The 16,094-nt window shown below is 60.4% G+C and carries 15 protein-coding genes and 1 pseudogene; 13 read left to right on the forward strand and 3 right to left on the reverse strand.

Annotated features, from left to right (window positions below; genetic code table 11):
- Window positions 1–1,070, forward strand: a 1,070-nt coding sequence (locus ACSSV3_RS06240; protein ID WP_354323039.1) for an ATP-binding protein, incomplete at its 5' end; no start/stop codon positions are given.
- Window positions 1,067–2,923 (forward strand): hypothetical protein, encoded by a 1,857-nt coding sequence (locus ACSSV3_RS06245; protein WP_354323040.1) that lies wholly within the window; start codon window positions 1,067–1,069, stop codon window positions 2,921–2,923. The genes ACSSV3_RS06240 and ACSSV3_RS06245, both read left to right, overlap by 4 nt.
- A gap of 235 nt (window positions 2,924–3,158) precedes the next feature.
- Here ACSSV3_RS06245 and ACSSV3_RS06250 read toward each other — a convergent pair whose 3' ends face one another.
- The gene (locus ACSSV3_RS06250; protein WP_354323042.1) at window positions 3,159–3,515 is read right to left on the reverse strand and encodes an ArsR/SmtB family transcription factor; all 357 of its coding nucleotides are present in this window, start codon (window positions 3,513–3,515) and stop codon (window positions 3,159–3,161) included.
- Window positions 3,515–4,165: a peroxiredoxin gene (locus ACSSV3_RS06255; protein ID WP_354323043.1), complete on the reverse strand. Its 651-nt coding sequence runs from the start codon at window positions 4,163–4,165 to the stop codon at window positions 3,515–3,517. Before ACSSV3_RS06255 ends, ACSSV3_RS06250 begins: the two co-directional genes overlap by 1 nt.
- 74 nt (window positions 4,166–4,239) lie before the next feature.
- Between ACSSV3_RS06255 and ACSSV3_RS06260 the strand changes: the two genes are divergently transcribed.
- The 11 genes and pseudogenes from ACSSV3_RS06260 to ACSSV3_RS06310 all read left to right on the forward strand — a co-directional run bounded on the left by ACSSV3_RS06260 (window position 4,240) and on the right by ACSSV3_RS06310 (window position 14,557).
- Window positions 4,240–5,172: an MBL fold metallo-hydrolase gene (locus tag ACSSV3_RS06260; protein ID WP_354323045.1), complete on the forward strand. Its 933-nt coding sequence runs from the start codon at window positions 4,240–4,242 to the stop codon at window positions 5,170–5,172.
- Window positions 5,169–5,633: a YeeE/YedE family protein gene (locus tag ACSSV3_RS06265; protein ID WP_354323046.1), complete on the forward strand. Its 465-nt coding sequence runs from the start codon at window positions 5,169–5,171 to the stop codon at window positions 5,631–5,633. The genes ACSSV3_RS06260 and ACSSV3_RS06265 overlap by 4 nt, the downstream gene beginning before the upstream one ends.
- Entirely contained in the window at window positions 5,630–6,049 is a 420-nt protein-coding gene (locus ACSSV3_RS06270; protein ID WP_454184769.1) for a DUF6691 family protein, read from the forward strand. The genes ACSSV3_RS06265 and ACSSV3_RS06270 overlap by 4 nt, the downstream gene beginning before the upstream one ends.
- Window positions 6,046–6,468, forward strand: coding sequence for a TIGR01244 family sulfur transferase (locus ACSSV3_RS06275; RefSeq protein ID WP_354323048.1), 423 nt, complete (start codon window positions 6,046–6,048; stop codon window positions 6,466–6,468). Before ACSSV3_RS06270 ends, ACSSV3_RS06275 begins: the two co-directional genes overlap by 4 nt.
- A 24-nt stretch (window positions 6,469–6,492) precedes the next feature.
- Complete coding sequence (locus tag ACSSV3_RS06280; protein ID WP_354323049.1) at window positions 6,493–7,719, forward strand: NAD(P)/FAD-dependent oxidoreductase; 1,227 nt, start codon at window positions 6,493–6,495, stop codon at window positions 7,717–7,719.
- Window positions 7,720–7,726: 7 nt separating this feature from the next.
- Window positions 7,727–9,484, forward strand: a complete 1,758-nt coding sequence (locus tag ACSSV3_RS06285) for a SulP family inorganic anion transporter (RefSeq protein ID WP_354323051.1) — start codon at window positions 7,727–7,729, stop codon at window positions 9,482–9,484.
- Window positions 9,485–9,671: 187 nt separating this feature from the next.
- On the forward strand, window positions 9,672–10,301 hold the full coding sequence (locus ACSSV3_RS06290; RefSeq protein WP_354323052.1) for a peroxiredoxin: 630 nt from the start codon (window positions 9,672–9,674) through the stop codon (window positions 10,299–10,301).
- Between the two features lie 126 nt (window positions 10,302–10,427).
- Window positions 10,428–10,565 (forward strand): annotated as a pseudogene (locus ACSSV3_RS06295) (cytochrome ubiquinol oxidase subunit I); the annotation flags it as partial.
- An 85-nt stretch (window positions 10,566–10,650) separates the two neighbouring features.
- Window positions 10,651–13,023, forward strand: coding sequence for a hypothetical protein (locus tag ACSSV3_RS06300; protein ID WP_354323054.1), 2,373 nt, complete (start codon window positions 10,651–10,653; stop codon window positions 13,021–13,023).
- Between the two features lie 110 nt (window positions 13,024–13,133).
- Window positions 13,134–14,300, forward strand: a complete 1,167-nt coding sequence (locus ACSSV3_RS06305; protein ID WP_354323055.1) for an alpha-hydroxy-acid oxidizing protein — start codon at window positions 13,134–13,136, stop codon at window positions 14,298–14,300.
- 101 nt (window positions 14,301–14,401) lie between these two features.
- A complete protein-coding gene (locus ACSSV3_RS06310; RefSeq protein ID WP_354323056.1) occupies window positions 14,402–14,557 on the forward strand; it encodes a hypothetical protein in 156 nt (51 codons plus the stop codon).
- Window positions 14,558–14,573: 16 nt separating this feature from the next.
- Here ACSSV3_RS06310 and ACSSV3_RS06315 read toward each other — a convergent pair whose 3' ends face one another.
- Window positions 14,574–16,049, reverse strand: coding sequence for an NAD-dependent succinate-semialdehyde dehydrogenase (locus tag ACSSV3_RS06315; protein WP_354323058.1), 1,476 nt, complete (start codon window positions 16,047–16,049; stop codon window positions 14,574–14,576).
- Window positions 16,050–16,094: the final 45 nt, after the last annotated feature.

Here is a 16,094-nt window from a genome sequence, read left to right on the forward strand (position 1 = left end):
CCGCCATTCGTATCTGGGCGGCATCAGCCCGCTCGCATTCGAAGCCAGGGTGGCATAGTGAGATCGGTGACCGGCGCAAAACCGTTACAAGTCCAGAGCACGTATTGATCGCGAAGCGACGCGTGGCAGTCCGATCCATCAACCTGCCTTTCCCGCCACAGCAGGATTTGAAGGACGCCCTCAACGAAGCCTGGTGCGGTGCCAATGATCTACGCGCCGCTGGCTGTCCTCAACCTATTGTTGCGGCTCTGGGCGAGAGCTTCATGGGGAAAACCTCGGCAGTCACCGGTCATGTTCAGGAGGTGACCCAAAGATATCTGTCCGTTGGAAAAACTTGCCCTGTGATCTACACCAAGGTTGATCCTGACGGCACCGTCGGATCCCTTGCTACTGACATCCTGAGGGCGATGGGAGAGCGACGGCCTGACAACCTTACGCCGGAGAAGCGTTGGAACAGGGCACGCCAAGCGATACGCGATCGAGGGATTTGTTTGCTCATTCTGGATGAGTTTCAAAGAGCCGGGCGCCGGCCAACCATCAGCCCTGTCATCGCCGGCAAGCTGCTCGATATCGCCGACAGTGGCGATTGCGCCTTGGCGTTCGTCGGGAAGCATTCCTCAGAGCAGGTGTTCAAATCGTGTCCTGACCTCAAAAACCGCCTAGACGCACCCGTCCGGATAAATCCGCTGAGGTGGGAAACGGACCACGCGGAATTCAGGGCCTTCGCAGATGGATTTGACCAAGCTTTGGTCGATGCAGGTATCATTCGCATAAAGGCCGGTTTTGCTGAGGTCAAAACGGCTCAACTCCTGCTCGAGGCTTCGCGGGGATCCATCGGCCAATTCAGCCGTATCATTGAGACAGCTGTCATCGCCATCACCCGTGACGGTCATGAGGTAATCACCAGGCAAGATCTGTCCGATGCCGTTGGGGACTGGTCCATCCCGAGCGGTCGGATCAGCTACAACCCCTTCGCCATCCGCGATAGCCGGTCACCGAAAGGTCATGGTGCTGGAACTCGCAACAGTGAAGTCGCTGATGCTGACGATGACTACGAGTCCGACCGATGACTGCGCAGCCAGATCAACATGGTGGCTTCGTTTTCTATCCGGACGAGTCTTTCAATGGTGCAGTAGCAAGGTGGGCGGATGAAACGTCGCTAGAACGAATGCTCGACATCACAAGAGTTGCTGGCGTCGAATGGGGCCATCGGCAGATGGCCTCATGCGCAGATGAAGCGCATATCCGGGAGCTAGCCGCCGAGATGGTGGTCGATGCGGAAGAACTGCTCGGACGCTCCCTGCCTATCATTCAGGACGGGGCAGGGAGCTCCCGCGTCCATCGATTTGGTGGCCTGTCGGTATCGACCGCCTTGCTCGAGAAAAGGATCAGAAGAGTTTCTCCAAGAGCGCTTCAGATTGCACCTTATCACCGTGCGCTATGGGATCTGCGACTATTTCCCTGCTGTCTTGAGACGGGAGACGTGCTTATCTCTGCGTGCGATAATCCGGAGTGTAACGGCAGACCACTCGGCTGGAGGCACACTCGCGGGATCGACGTCTGTGATCATTGCATGGGCGACTTGAAGCAAGTCCGAACGCCGCAGATCGCCCCCGAACTTGTCACGAAGCTCCGGACAATTGCACAGCTGTTTGATCTGAAGCAGCGCCCAAAGCTCTTGGCGACGCTTCCGCCCGGGATCGCGGCCAAAGAGGGGCAAGTCGCATTTGACCTGCTGAACCGCCTTCTGCCGGTGGTCGATCCAGACCTGAAGAACTTGTGGGCGAGGCTGCACCGAGCGGATGCTTTCAAACTCGCACAAGCACTGGATGCAGCCTGGGAACTCATGGCGGGATGGCCAGATAGCTTCGAGGCCTTTGCCAGTGAGCGCATCGCTGATCGCGAAGCGATTCATCTCGATGGTAACGAGGGTGAAACGGTCCGGTTTCTGACTGGAAAAAGGTTGGATGAAGCATCTTCTGAGGTTGCCGATCTTGCTCGCGATCTACGTGAAAAGATGGAGGGAGATGGAAAAAATGCTGAAGGCGCTAGCCAGAGAGCACTCGCAATCAAACCCACAGCACGGCTGCTAAGTTTGGGGACTGCGGAGGTGGCGCAACTGCGACGTGATGGCATCCTTCGCATCATGCCTGTCATCGACAAACAGGGGCGATTGCAGCCTATGTTTTGCCGACGCGAAGTCGAAGAGATTGCAGAAGGCATAGCAACCAGAATGGGCGTTGATCGGGTAGCCTCACAGTTCGGGATATCGCGGCACGGCGCAGAACAGCTTGCCGATTGGGGGCACCTTGCTCCTCTCGATCACCCGTTTTTCTTGGCGAGATACGGCATTCGCCAGGTCGACAGGGCTTCGGCCGAGCGCTTTCTGCAGGATCTCGAGCAGGCTCAAGCGAACGACCCTTTGGCTACGGAAGTGTCGCTGTCGATCGCTATCAAGATTGTCGGTGCAAGCTTGAAGCCGTGGGGCCATATGTTCAGCAAGCTCTCAGACGGCAGCATCCCATTTCGCCTCGAGGCGGGAGATGCACCATTGGTTCGGCGAATCTTCATCAGGCGTGAAGACGTGGCTCAAATCCCGGATCTCGAACGTCCGGCAAGCATGTCGGAAACGCAGATATCCAAAGGCGATGCATATGAGATCCTGAACCTTGGACCGAAAGAGGGCACACAACTGTTCACGGACACCCAGTCAGAGAAGGGTGGTAGGGCCAAATTGCTCTCGGTCAAAACCGTTCTGGAAATGGCACGCCGTCACATTAGCTCGATGGAACTTGCCCTCCGCCGAGGCGTGAGCACGCAGCGAGCCTACAACGATGCCTTGAAGGCGGGCGTGCCGCTCCTAAGCCCCGCAGGCTTTTGTCGGCAGTCAGCCGAAGCCGTTTTTCTCACATCAAGCAACTGATCGACTTATTATCGCGCCGTTGAGCCGGAGGGCCGTTTGGCTCTCCGGCATTTTTTATAGGCGCAAGGTGTGCAAAACTTGGGGGTAGATAGGCGTAAGCTTGTGCAAACATAGCGTTTGCAAATTTTGACCTCAGTGCGGAGAGAGGTGCAGGCTTAATGAGACCGCACAGTCCTTGAAAATCCCAGAAAATCAGCGAAGCACCTGAGGCCATCGGAGCTGATAGGGCCTGACCCTATGTGATTTTGGACAACCGGGCGAAATTGGCGACGCCGGGGGCGGGGGTGTGCTGCGCTTCGGGTTCTGGCGCGGGACGGCTTTCGGTCGATGCGAGCGCGCCCATCGCAGCAGTCACGCCCGCCAGCGCGCTTTCTGCCAGAGAATAGAACACCAGCTTTGCATCCTTGCGGGTATTGACCAGCCCTGCCTTGCGCAGCACGCCGAGTTGTTGAGACAGGCCCGGTTGACCGATCCCGGTCGCGTGTTCGATCTCGCCGACATTGCGTTCGCCCGCCGCGATCGTCGCAAGAATGCGCCAGCGCAGCGGGTGGGCAAGGGCTTTGAGCGCCTCGATGAGATCATCTTCGGCCATCAACGCTGTTCCCCGGAATTGCGCAGGAACCAACTGGTCGGATCTTCGGCCGCGAACACCTCATCCAGGTCATTGGTCGGCGGGCTGAGCAGCGGTTCGCCTGGCTGCCAGTTGGCCGGCGCCAATGCCGCGTTCGCATCGATGGCCTGAAGTCCATCAAGGATGCGCAGCATTTCGGGCACCGAACGGCCAAGGTTGGCCGGGTAACAGGTCATCGCCCGGATCACACCACGCGGATCAATGAAGAAGGTGGTGCGCACGGTCGCGCTGTCATTGTCCTGCGCCGACACCATGCCGAACGCCCGCCCGATCACCAGAGTGGGATCTTCGACAATCGGGAACCGCACTTCGATGCCAAAGCGGTCGCGGATCATGCGCAGCCATGCGAAATGCGAAAACAGGCTGTCGACCGATAGTGCCATCAATGCACAGTCGCGCTTTTCAAAGGCAGCCGCTTCGCTGGCGAGTACAACGAATTCGGTGGTGCAGACGGGGGTGAAGTCCGCCGGATGCGAAAACAGCACCAGCCAGCGTTTGCGAAAGTTCGACAACCGGACCGGGCCGATGGTGCTGCGTGCCTCGAAATCCGGGGCGACGTCACCAATCCGCAGGCCAGCGCAGGGCGGAGGAGTGTGGGTGTGATCATTCATGGCGTCCGTATAGCACTTGACACGGCCATTGCAAGTCATATACATAATTTATGAAATTGAATTGGAGAATGGATATGCCCAGCAACGATTCGGCGCTGCAGATGGCGACAGAACAGGTGCTTCGCGCAAGAGGTGACAGCGCGCTGCGTCCTGGAATCGCCGGCTTCTTCGACGCCGCGACATTTACCGTCACTTACGTGGTTCACGATCCCGCGACGGGTGAAGCGGCGATTGTCGATTCGGTGCTGGATTTTGATTCCAGCTCTGGGCGCACCGCCACGACGTCTGCCGATGCTGTGATCGATTACGTCACTTCGCATAATCTCAAAGTGACTTGGCTGCTCGAAACCCATGCCCATGCCGATCACCTTTCTGCCGCGCCCTATCTCCAGCAGAAGCTTGGCGGGAAGATCGTGATTGGTGAACACATCACCACGGTGCAGCAGGTGTTCGGCAAGCTGTTCAACGCCGGAACCGAATTTGAACGCGACGGTTCGCAGTTCGATGCCTTGTTCAAAGATGGCGACACATTCACGATCGGCAACTTGCCGGTAACAGTGATGCACGTTCCCGGCCATACGCCGGCATGTCTGGCTTATGTGGTCGGTGAGGCGGTGTTCGTCGGTGATACGATGTTCATGCCCGATTATGGCACCGCGCGTGCCGATTTCCCCGGCGGCGATGCGCGCGCTCTGTTCCGTTCGCTGCGGCGCATTCTGGCGCTGCCACCTGAAACCCGGCTGTTCATGTGCCACGATTATCTGCCCAAGGGTCGTAGCGAATATGTCTGGGAAACCACCGTCGCCGCTGAGCGTGAGGGCAATATCCATGCGCATGACGGCATCACCGAAGATGAATTTGTCGCCATGCGCGAAGCACGCGATGCGACGCTCGATATGCCGCGGCTGATCCTGCCTTCGGTGCAGGTCAATATGCGCGCCGGACACCTGCCTCCGCCCGATGACAACGGCATCACTTACCTCAAACTGCCGGTCAACGCGGTATGAGCCTGCTGGCTATCAGCCTGCCGGGCTTCCCCGATGCCGCCCCGGTCGCAGGGCTTGCAGGCGGGGTGTTGATCGGGCTCGCAGCGGCGTTGATGCTGCTGGGGGCAGGGCGGATTGCCGGGGTTTCCGGCATTGCTGCGCGGGCTTTCGGGATTGGCGCAGGATCGATGCCGCGGCGCGGCGCATGGGCATTCCTGATCGGCCTGCCGCTGGGCGCGCTGATTGTGATGGGCATGACTGGCGCGGCAGAACCAAGCTTTGCCGGGCCGGTGCCGCTGATCATTGCCGGGTTGATCGTCGGTATCGGAACCCGTCTTGGCGGTGGCTGCACCAGCGGCCACGGGGTGTGCGGGATGAGCCGCCTGTCGCAGCGGTCACTGGTGGCAACCGCGACCTTTATCGCCACGGGCATTGCCACGGTGGCTATCATGAACGGGCTGGGAATCGAGGTACTGCTGTGATCAGGGCCATTCTAATCCCGCTCGCGTCGGGCACGATTTTCGGCGCCGGGTTGGCGCTGGGCGGGATGACCGACCCGGCGCGGGTGCGCGGTTTCCTTGATCTGTTCGGCGCATGGGATCCGACGCTTGCCTTTGTGATGGGCGGCGCGGTGCTGGTGATGGCGGCGGCGTGGCTGGTGCAGGGCAAGCTGCTGCGCCCCTGGTTCGCCGAAGGCTTCGCGCTACCCGACCGCAGCGACATTACGCTGCGCCTTGTCGGCGGATCGGCTCTGTTCGGGATCGGATGGGGGATCGCTGGACTGTGTCCGGGGCCGGGCTTTGCCGCGCTGGCGATTGAACCAGTATCGGCAGCCGTGTTCGTCGCTGCGATGCTCGCCGGGATGTTGATGGTGCGCTTGATCGAAGGACAAGCATGATGGAAATTCGTAAAGTGGATGATAGCTTCGCGGTCGCGCCGCAGCTGCAGCCTGACGAACTGGCGGCGCTGGCTGCCGAAGGCTTCTCCGCCGTGATCTGCAACCGCCCCGATGGCGAAGAGCCGGGGCAGCCCGCGCAGGATGATATGCGCCGCGCCGCGCAGGACGCGGGGCTGGCCTTTCACCACATTCCGGTTGCAGGCGGCCTGTTCCCATCCGCCGCCGTCGCCGCCTTTGCTGCAATCCGGCGCGGCACGCCGGGCAAAGTGCTCGCCTATTGCCGCACTGGCACGCGTTCAATCACGCTCGATGCGCTCGCCAATATTGGCGGCCTTTCCACCGAAGAACGCATCGCCCGCGCGCAGGCCGCCGGCTATGATCTGACGGCAATCGCCGAACGGATGGAAACTGGCGGATAACGCCGCACCACGCAGGGGATCACCATGAATAATTCATCACACACGGTCGTTGTCATCGGCGGCGGCGCGGCAGGGATTGCCGCTGCGGCTTCGATGCTGAGGCGTAGGCCGGGGCTCGACATCGCGATTGTCGAGCCGACTGACACCCATGCCTACCAGCCCGGTTGGACGATGGTTGGCGGCGGGGTTTTCGATCTCGCCTCAACGATACGTCCGATGAAAAGCGTAATCCCAAAGGGTGCGGTCTGGATCAAGCAGGCTGCGGCCAGTTTCCAGCCAGACGATAATCAGGTGACGCTCGCTGACGGCAGCACCTTGACCTACGACGTGCTGATCGTCGCCCCCGGCATTCGCCTTGCGTGGGAGAAGATCGCAGGGCTTGAACAGACGCTCGGCCAGAACGGTGTCACGTCCAATTACCGCGGCGATCTTTCGCCTTATACTTGGGAACTGGTGCAGGGGTTGAAGGCGGGCCGTGCGATTTTCAGTCAGCCGCCCATGCCGATCAAATGCGCGGGCGCGCCGCAAAAGGTGATGTATCTCGCCTGCGATCATTGGCGGCGGACCGGCGTGCTGGGCGACATCGCGGTCGAGTTCCGCAATGCGGGCGGTGTGCTGTTCGGGGTGGCCGATTATGTTCCGGCGCTGATGGAATATGTCGGGAAATACGGCATCAATCTTGAACTGGGCAATAACCTCGTCGCGGTCGATGGCCCCGCGCAGCAGGCGACTTTCGCTGCGGCAGACGGCGAGGTGACGGTCGATTTCGATATGCTACATGTCGTGCCCCCACAGGTCGCGCCGCAATTTCTTGCCGACAGCCCCTTGGCGGCGGCAAGCGGGTTTACCGATGTTGATCAGCATACCTTGCAGCACGTGCGTTACCCCAATGTGTTTGGCCTTGGGGATGCAGGGTCGATGCCCAATGCCAAAACCGCCGCTGCTGCGCGCAAGCAGGCACCGGTGGTGGCGGTCAACGCGCTGCGGCAGCTCGATTGCAAGGGGCCGACGGCGGGGTATGACGGTTATGGTTCGTGTCCCTTGACGGTGGAGCGCGGCAAGATTGTGCTTGCTGAATTCGGCTATGGCGGAAAACTGGCACCCAGCTTTCCCACATGGCTGGTCGACGGGACAAAGCCCACGCGCCTGTCATGGATGCTCAAGGCCGATCTGCTGCCGTGGATTTACTGGAACGGGATGCTCAAGGGGCGCGAATGGCTGGCTGGCCCCGGCGGTCTGATCGCGCAATAGGCCCGCCATGTTGCAACGCTATTTCCCGATCCTGACGTGGGCGCGCAGCTATGATCGGGGCGTCCTGACCAGTGATCTGATGGCGGCGGTGATCGTCACCATCATGCTGATCCCGCAAAGCCTTGCCTATGCGATGCTGGCGGGATTGCCGCCGGTGGTCGGCCTTTATGCCTCGATCCTGCCGCTGTTTGCCTATGCCGTGTTCGGCACCAGCCGAACGTTGGCAGTTGGCCCGGTGGCGGTGGTTTCGTTGATGACGGCGAGCGCGGTGGGCGCGATCGCTACGCCGGGAACGACTGAATATTGGGAGGCGGCGGTCACGCTCGCCGCGCTGTCAGGGGTGATGCTGGCAGTGCTGGGCCTGCTGCGGCTTGGGTTCCTGGCCAACCTGCTGTCGCATCCGGTGATCAGCGGGTTCATTTCGGCCTCTGGCATCCTGATTGCCACCAGCCAGTTGAAACACATTCTGGGTGTGAAGGCCGGGGGTGAGACTTGGCCGGAGATGCTATCCGGGCTGGCAGGTGCGCTAGGCAGCACCAACCTTGCCACCCTCGCCATCGGTGTTCCGGCGACGCTGTTCCTGTTCTGGGTGCGCAAGGGGTTGAAGCCTGCGCTGCAACGCTTTGGCATGCCTGCGCGCGCTGCCGATATGACGGCCAAGGCCGGGCCGGTGGCGGCGGTGGCGGTGACGATCCTTGCCGTGATCGGATTTGGGCTGGAGGCGAGCGGCGTATCCGTGGTGGGCGCTATCCCGCAAGGCCTGCCACCGTTTACCCTGCCTTCGACCGAATTTGCACTGATTCAGGCTTTGTGGGTGCCCGCGCTGCTGATTTCGGTGATCGGGTTCGTCGAAAGTGTCTCGGTCGCGCAGACGCTCGCGGCCAAGCGGCGTCAGCGGATTGCGCCCGATCAGGAATTGATTGGCCTTGGTGCATCGAACATCGCTTCGGCGCTGTCGGGCGGCTATCCGGTTACAGGCGGCTTTGCACGGTCGGTGGTGAATTTTGATGCGGGTGCGCAGACCCCGGCTGCGGGCGCCTTCACGGCGGTGGGCATTGCGCTCGCCAGCCTGTTTCTCACTCCGCTATTGTTCCACCTGCCAAACGCGACGCTCGCAGCAACCATCATCGTGGCGGTGCTGAGCCTTGTCGATTTCAAGACACCCCGGCTGCTTTGGGCCTATTCCAAGGCCGATTTCGCCGCCCATGCCGCGACCATCGCCATCACTCTGCTTGCCGGGGTGGAGTTGGGGGTGATCGCCGGGGTGGCGGTGGGCCTGCTGCTGTATCTGTGGCGCGCCAGTCGTCCCCACGCGGCGATCGTCGGACGGGTGCCGGGCACCGAGCATTTCCGCAATGTCGAACGCCACAAGGTGCTGACCCTGCCGCATCTGCTGTCGATCCGCATCGATGAAAGCCTGACCTATCTCAATGCCCGCTGGCTGGAGGAATATGTGCTGGAACAGGTCGCGGATCGCCCGCCGCTGCGGCACGTGGTGCTGATGTGCAGCGCGGTCAACGCCATCGATGCCTCGGGTCTGGAAAGCCTTGAGGCGATCAACCACCGGCTGGCCGACGGGGGTGTGAAACTGCACCTGTCGGAAGTGAAAGGCCCGGTGATGGATCGGCTGGGGCGCGCGCACTTTCTTGATGATCTGTCGGGCCGGGTGTTTCTGTCGCAGGACAGCGCCTTTGCTGAACTGGCGCTCGATACTGGTGAGGAGCCGGGGTCTGACGATCCATTGGACGCGCGCGGGATGATCTGACGAACACTCCAATATCAAAAATCTGTATGCGAAATACGTCGAAATCTGTGGAACTTGCCAGAATCTCGCGCAGGCACCACTCATTAGCACTGAATTAAAAAATCGATTTCATAAAATGAGTAATTGAGTTAAACGCGAATCGCATCTCCTGCTAAAGCGGTTGCATCAACGCAAAGGAGTATACGTAATGAGCCTTCACATCGGCGATACCGCCCCCGACTTCACCGTCGCCACCACCACCGGCGAAATCAGCCTGCACGATTGGGCAGGCGACAGCTGGGTGTTCTTTTTCAGCCATCCGGCCGATTTCACCCCGGTTTGCACCACCGAAATGGGTATGACCGCGCGCCTTGCCGCCGAATTTGACAAGCGCAACACCAAACCGCTCGGCCTGTCGACCGACACGGTTGAAGAACACCTCACCTGGGTCAAGGATGTCGACGAAACGCAGGGCGTCACACTGACATTCCCGATCGTGGCTGACGCTGATCTGGAAATCGCCAAGCTTTATGACATGATCCACCCCGATCAGAGCGAGACGGCGGCGGTGCGTTCGGTGTTCATCATCGATCCGAAGAAGAAAATCCGCCTGACCATGACCTATCCGATGAGCGTGGGACGCAATTTCGATGAGATTCTGCGCGTGATCGACAGCTTGCAGCTGGCCGACCGCATGACCATCGCCACCCCCGCCGATTGGCGTCCGGGCGACAAGGTCATCATCCCGCCGTCAATCCCCGATGCCAAGGCGAACGAAATGTTCCCGCAGGGCTTCGAAACCATCAAGCCTTACCTGAGGTTGGTGGACGTCGCGTAGGCGGCCCCGCCACAACCTGCACCGCCGGACACCCCCCGTCCGGCGGTGCAACCTTCTGCCGCAAAACCGTATATCAGGTGCAGTGATCGCAATTGATTGCAGCTCCGACGGGAGTAGTTCCTGACCATGTTCGAAAACCTCGACGCCCTGCTGCTCGCGCGAATCCAGTTCGCTTTCACGATCAGCTTTCACTTCTTCTTCCCGGCGTTTTCAATCGGGCTGGCGAGCTATCTCGCGGTGCTTGAAGGGCTGTGGCTCAAGACCGATTGTGGCTTGGCAGAGCGTTGGGATTGTTGGAATGGTGCGGCAAAGGGGATCATATGATCACATCCGCCAAGACAATTGCCCGATGACGCTATCCGAAACGCTCGCCCGCGCCCGCACCGAGGAAGACGTCAAGGACGCCTATATCAAGGCGCTTGGGCTGAAAGGCGTGTTCAAGGGGCTGGTCGATATCCAGACCCCGGAGATCTGGTTCGAGGCGAAGGAATCGCCAACTGCGCCGCTGCTGATGTTCGCGCAGCTGCTCACCTACGTCCGCGCCGCGCGCAAACGCGGCGAGGCGATCCCCGGCTTCCTGTGCGTGATCGACCGCGAAAAAGCCGCGCTGATGGCGACCGATCACGCCCTGCCGCTGCTGGATGACAAGGCGATTGTCTGGCCCAAATCCGGCTCGGCGGCGGACAAGGCGCTGGCAGCGCAGATTGCTCCCACCATCGAAACCCATTTCATCCTCTATCAGATTGACGGATACGAGGCCGAGTTCATCAAGGCCGCCCGCGATGCGGTGCGCGAAGGGCGGATCATCCGCACCCCGATCACGCCGAACAACCTGCGGCAGGTGTTCGACAAGTGGGTGGCGATGGTGGGCGTCGAATTGGGCGTAAAGCGCGAGGCGGATTACGCCGTGCTGTTCTTTGCCGACATCATGCATGACGGGCGCAACGAAGCGATGCGCAACCTGCCCGCGCGCCTGCTGTTCAGCGGTGACAAGCCGGTGTTCATCATCGGGGGCGATCAATACGAACTCGCCAGCGAGCGCGGCTATCGCAATTTCTGGAACATCTACCACCGCCCGCCGGAACAGAAACACCGGCACTACCTGCTCGAACGGCGCGACAGCCTGCTGCCGATGGACGATCAGAAGTTCAAGGGCGCGTTCTACACCCCGCTGCACATCGTCGATAAAGCCTATGACCAGCTTAATGCTACTCTCGGCGCGGACTGGCAGCAGAAATATATTGTCTGGGATATGTGCGCAGGCGTCGGCAATCTGGAGGCCAAGCATTCCAACCTGCGCAATGTCTTCATGTCCACGCTCGATGCCGAGGACGTGACGATCATGCGCAGCAACCCGGCCTTCGCCGGGGCCGAGATTTTTCAATATGATTATCTCAATGATGATGTGACCGATTTCGGCGAGATTGATTACAGCCTTTCGGATAAGCTGCCACAGGCGCTGCGTCAGGCGATTGCCGATGCGCGTGAGGGCAAGAAGGGCGCGAAGCCGATTCTGGTGCTGATAAATCCGCCTTATGGCGAGGCCGCGAACTCACAGGGAAATGCTGGAAAAACGGGTATTGCAGCCACGAGAATTAGTCATGGAATGAACGATCTTGGATACGCTGCTCGCGAACTTTTCGTGCAATTCCTGCATCGCATCATGCTCGAACTACCCACTGCAAAACTTGCGATGTTTAGCACACTCAAATACATCAATGCACCAAATTTTTCAGCTTTTCGAGAGCGTTGGCAGGCGGCCTATCTCGATGGGTTTGTCGTGCACAGCAAGGCGTTTGATGGCCTAAATGGCCACTTTCCTATCGGGTTTCTCATGTGGAACCTAGCTCAACGTGAACCGGCTGAAGAGGTCAACACTATTGCGGTTGATCGGTTCGGAAAAATTGTCGGCGAGAAAAAATTCATAGATGCACCAAACAGCCGGATGCTTAGTCAGTGGCTTCCTAGGCTCCCTGCAAAGACGCAAGCAATACCATTAAAAAATGCCATCGTGCCCCAGAATGGATATGCGAAAGTATCGAGCTGGCACGATGGTGCCATTGCTCACATGCTATCCAACAGCAATGATATTCAAAATGCAGGGACGCTAACAGCATTATTCTCGTCCGTTTATAGTGCTGGCAATGGCTATTACGTCACCCCCGAAAACCTCTGGCAAGCCGCCATCGTCTTTTCCGTCCGTCGCCTGATCAAGCCCACATGGCTCAACGACCGCGACCAGTTCCTGCAACCCTCGCAGCCGCTCTCGGATGAATTCAAGTCCGATTGCCTCGTCTGGATGCTGTTCAACGGCAGCAACCTCACCGCAGGGGCAGACGGCTTGCGCTGGAATGATCGCGACTGGAGCCTCACCAACCACTTCATCCCCTTCACGGAAAGCCAAGTCGGGGCCAAGGCGCGCTTCGAGAGTGATTTTCTCGTGCGTTACATGCAGGGGATGGCGTTCTCACCAGAGGCGCAGGCCGTGATGGATGAAGGGCGCAAGCTGTTCGCCCGCTTCCACGCCACCCGCTTCCCCAACAAGATCAGGGAAGAATACAAGCTGAACCGCGCCGATGCCGGATGGTATCAGGTGCGCCGCGCGCTCGAAGCTTACGGCGATATCGAACTCACCGATTTCGATCCGTTCAAATCCGCCTACGCCGCGCTGACCGCCAAGCTGCGCCCGATGGTCTATGAACTCGGCTTCCTGCCCGAATAAAGCCCCCTAACGCTTCTGACCCCAAACGCCTGTTTGCTCAAAAATCGCTTGCCCCGTGCCGCTGCATGGTCTGAATCCCTCCTCATAGAGAAGCGGGAGAGACCAAGGCCATGACCAATTTCGGCGCAATGCAGAATGAAATCTACAATGCCGGGTTAAGCGGTGTTCTGCCCACCTGGCCGGTCGATTTCGCCACGCTGGAAAAACGCGCGCACGAAGCGTTGGGGCCAAGCCTGACCAATTATGTCGCGGGCGGGTGCGGGGATGAACACACGCAGGATCAGAACGCCGCCGCGTTCCACCATTGGGGCATGGTGCCGCGCATGATGGTCGATTGCGCGACGCGCGATCTGTCGATCGAACTGTTCGGCCACACCTATCCCACCCCGCTGTTCATGGCCCCGGTTGGTGTCAACGGCGAAGCCTCGCAAGACCGCCACGGCGACATGGCAGCAGCGCGGGCATCGGCGCTGACCGGGGTGCCGTTCTGCGCTTCGACGCTGGCGAATGATCCGCTGGAGGATGTGAAGGCGGCCTGCGGGGACACGCCAGCGTGGTTTCAGCTTTACACCCCGCGCAACCGCGAACTGGCGACCAGCCTGATCCGCCGGACCGAAGATGCGGGCTATACGGCGCTGGTGGTGACGCTCGACACCTGGGTAACAGGCTGGCGCCCGCGCGATCTCAACGCGTCAAACTTCCCGCAGCTGCGCGGCAAGGTGCTCCAGAATTACTTCACCGATCCGGTGTTCCGCGCGATGCTGGCGAAACCGCCCGAAGAAGACCTTGGCGCGGCGATTTTTACGTGGGCGGCGACCTTTGGGCAGGTGCTGACGTGGGATGACATGGCGTGGTTCAAATCGGTGACGAAGCTGCCGATTGTGCTCAAAGGCATCTGCCACCCCGACGATGCGCGCCGTGCGGTCGATAGCGGGGCGGATGCGGTCTATTGTTCAAACCATGGCGGCCGGCAGGCCAACGGCGGGATCGCCACCATCGATCTGCTGGGCGAGGTCGTGCAGGCGGCGGGCGATACCCCGGTGCTGTTTGACAGCGGAATCCGATCCGGCACCGACGCGGTCAAGGCGCTGGCGATGGGTGCCCGCGCGGTCGGCGTTGGGCGGCCCTATACTTATGGACTCGCATTAGGCGGGGCCGAGGGCGCGGCGTGGGTGTTACGATCCATCCTTGCCGAAGCTGATCTTTTGATGGCCGTTAACGGTTATCCGACCCTTGCCGATGTGCGTTCTGCCGGGGTGAGACGCACGAATCGGTGAAGTGTGGCAGAGGTAAGCCCGTTAACTATGTTTAGTTTGTGTTTTCCACAGATTTGCTGTTAACTTGCTCAATACCAAATAAGCGAATCGGGAAGCGATCAATGGCAAGACCAACAATCTGGTCCAGCGGGCCAGATCCCATGCACCGCACTGTCTGCATTCAGGACGAATATTCGCGCCGCGCGCGCTATGGCCGGATTCAGCCGATGCAAACCCGCCAATCGCTGCTTTCGCGAATTGTCCACCTGATCGCGTAAACCAGACCGGCGCGGCCTACCCGCCCGCTTTCGCCATGATCACCAGCTTGGTGTCGGTGAAGGCGAGGTAGCCCTCTTCGCCCCCTTCCGATCCGAACCCGCTATCGCCCACTCCGCCAAACGGGGTTTCGGGCGATGATACGATCAATTGGTTGATCCCCACCATGCCCGCGCGCAAGGCCCGACCAAGGTAATGCGCTTCGTCGAGGTCGCCCGAAAAGGCATAGGCGGCCAATCCATAGCGCAAGCTATTGGCGATCCGCACCGCGTCCTCGATAGCATCGAACGGGACGATCCCGGCAATCGGGCCGAAGGGTTCCTCGGTCATGAAGCGGCTGTCGGGGGCGGGGTTGGCGATCACCGTGGGCTGAAAGAAGAACCCGCTGCCTGCGATGACTGATCCTCCGGTGACAACCTCACCGCGATTGCCTGTCCCCAAGCTGCCAACATTGGCAACCACCGCCTCCATCGCCGCGATCCGCCGTCCGTGGGCGAGCGGCCCCATGTCGACGCTGTCATCCGCCCCCGGATCGCCGACCTTCATCTTGCCCGCGCGCGCGGCGAATTCGGCAACGAAGCGGTCATAGACCTCGCGCGCCACCAGAAACCGCGTGGGCGAAACGCAGACCTGCCCGGCATTACGAAACTTGGTCGCCGCGCAGGCCGCCACCGCGCGGTCAAGATCGGCGTGTTTGCTGACAATCACCGGGGCATGGCCGCCCAGTTCCGGGGTAAAACGCTTCATGTGCGAAGCCGCCAGCGCGCCCAGATGCTTGCCCACCGCGGTCGATCCGGTGAAGCTGACTTTGCGCACCGCAGGCGCTGCGATCAGGTGTTCGGACACCGGGCCGGGATCGCCGTAAACGAGGTTCAGCACCCCCTTGGGTACGCCCGCATCGACAAAGCATTCGACCAGCAATTGCGCCGATGCGGGGGTGTTTTCGGCAGGCTTCAGGATCGCGGTGCACCCCGCCGCCAGCGCGCCTGCGATCTTCTTGGCGGGCAGATTGACGGGAAAATTCCACGGGGTCAGCAGCACACTCGGCCCGACCGGTTCGTGGGTCACGGTCTGGGCGATCACGCTATCGCTGCGGGCAGGGATCAATCGTCCGCCGCGCCGCTTGGCCTCTTCACCAAGGAAGTCGATCATGTCGCCCGAAGCGGTGATTTCGCCCACGGCCTGCGCGCGCGGTTTGCCCATTTCGGCGGTGACGGTGTGGGCGATGGCAGGCGCACGTTCGCGCAGCAGTTCGGCGGCGCGGCGCAGGATGGCGTAACGCTGTGCGCCGGGCGTTTTGCTCCACGTAACGAAGGCTTCGTCGGCGGCGGCGATTGCGGCGTCGAGCTGCGCGGGTGACGCCTTGGGGCATTGCCCGATCACCTGCCCGGTGGCCGGGTTCACCACGTCCATCGCGCCGGCTTCTCCTGCGGCGATCCATTCGCCGTTGATGAGCATTTTGACGGTGGGATATTGGGGGGGATGGGCGGTCATGGGCGGCTCCTGGCTTGCAATCGACCTTGCGCGAACTTGTAATTT

Source organism: Porphyrobacter sp. MBR-49 (assembly GCF_053628655.1).

Excerpts from the sequence above, each read along its gene's own strand:
- ACSSV3_RS06265 (WP_354323046.1), top strand. The coding sequence starts at position 5,169 with ATGAGCCTGCTGGCTATCAGCCTGCCGGGCTTCCCCGATGCCGCCCCG.
- ACSSV3_RS06250 (WP_354323042.1), bottom strand. The coding sequence starts at position 3,515 with ATGGCCGAAGATGATCTCATCGAGGCGCTCAAAGCCCTTGCCCACCCG.
- ACSSV3_RS06300 (WP_354323054.1), top strand. The coding sequence starts at position 10,651 with ATGACGCTATCCGAAACGCTCGCCCGCGCCCGCACCGAGGAAGACGTC.
- ACSSV3_RS06255 (WP_354323043.1), bottom strand. The coding sequence starts at position 4,165 with ATGAATGATCACACCCACACTCCTCCGCCCTGCGCTGGCCTGCGGATT.
- ACSSV3_RS06305 (WP_354323055.1), top strand. The coding sequence starts at position 13,134 with ATGACCAATTTCGGCGCAATGCAGAATGAAATCTACAATGCCGGGTTA.
- ACSSV3_RS06245 (WP_354323040.1), top strand. The coding sequence starts at position 1,067 with ATGACTGCGCAGCCAGATCAACATGGTGGCTTCGTTTTCTATCCGGAC.
- ACSSV3_RS06310 (WP_354323056.1), top strand. The coding sequence starts at position 14,402 with ATGGCAAGACCAACAATCTGGTCCAGCGGGCCAGATCCCATGCACCGC.
- ACSSV3_RS06260 (WP_354323045.1), top strand. The coding sequence starts at position 4,240 with ATGCCCAGCAACGATTCGGCGCTGCAGATGGCGACAGAACAGGTGCTT.
- ACSSV3_RS06290 (WP_354323052.1), top strand. The coding sequence starts at position 9,672 with ATGAGCCTTCACATCGGCGATACCGCCCCCGACTTCACCGTCGCCACC.
- ACSSV3_RS06275 (WP_354323048.1), top strand. The coding sequence starts at position 6,046 with ATGATGGAAATTCGTAAAGTGGATGATAGCTTCGCGGTCGCGCCGCAG.
- ACSSV3_RS06280 (WP_354323049.1), top strand. The coding sequence starts at position 6,493 with ATGAATAATTCATCACACACGGTCGTTGTCATCGGCGGCGGCGCGGCA.
- ACSSV3_RS06285 (WP_354323051.1), top strand. The coding sequence starts at position 7,727 with ATGTTGCAACGCTATTTCCCGATCCTGACGTGGGCGCGCAGCTATGAT.
- ACSSV3_RS06315 (WP_354323058.1), bottom strand. The coding sequence starts at position 16,049 with ATGACCGCCCATCCCCCCCAATATCCCACCGTCAAAATGCTCATCAAC.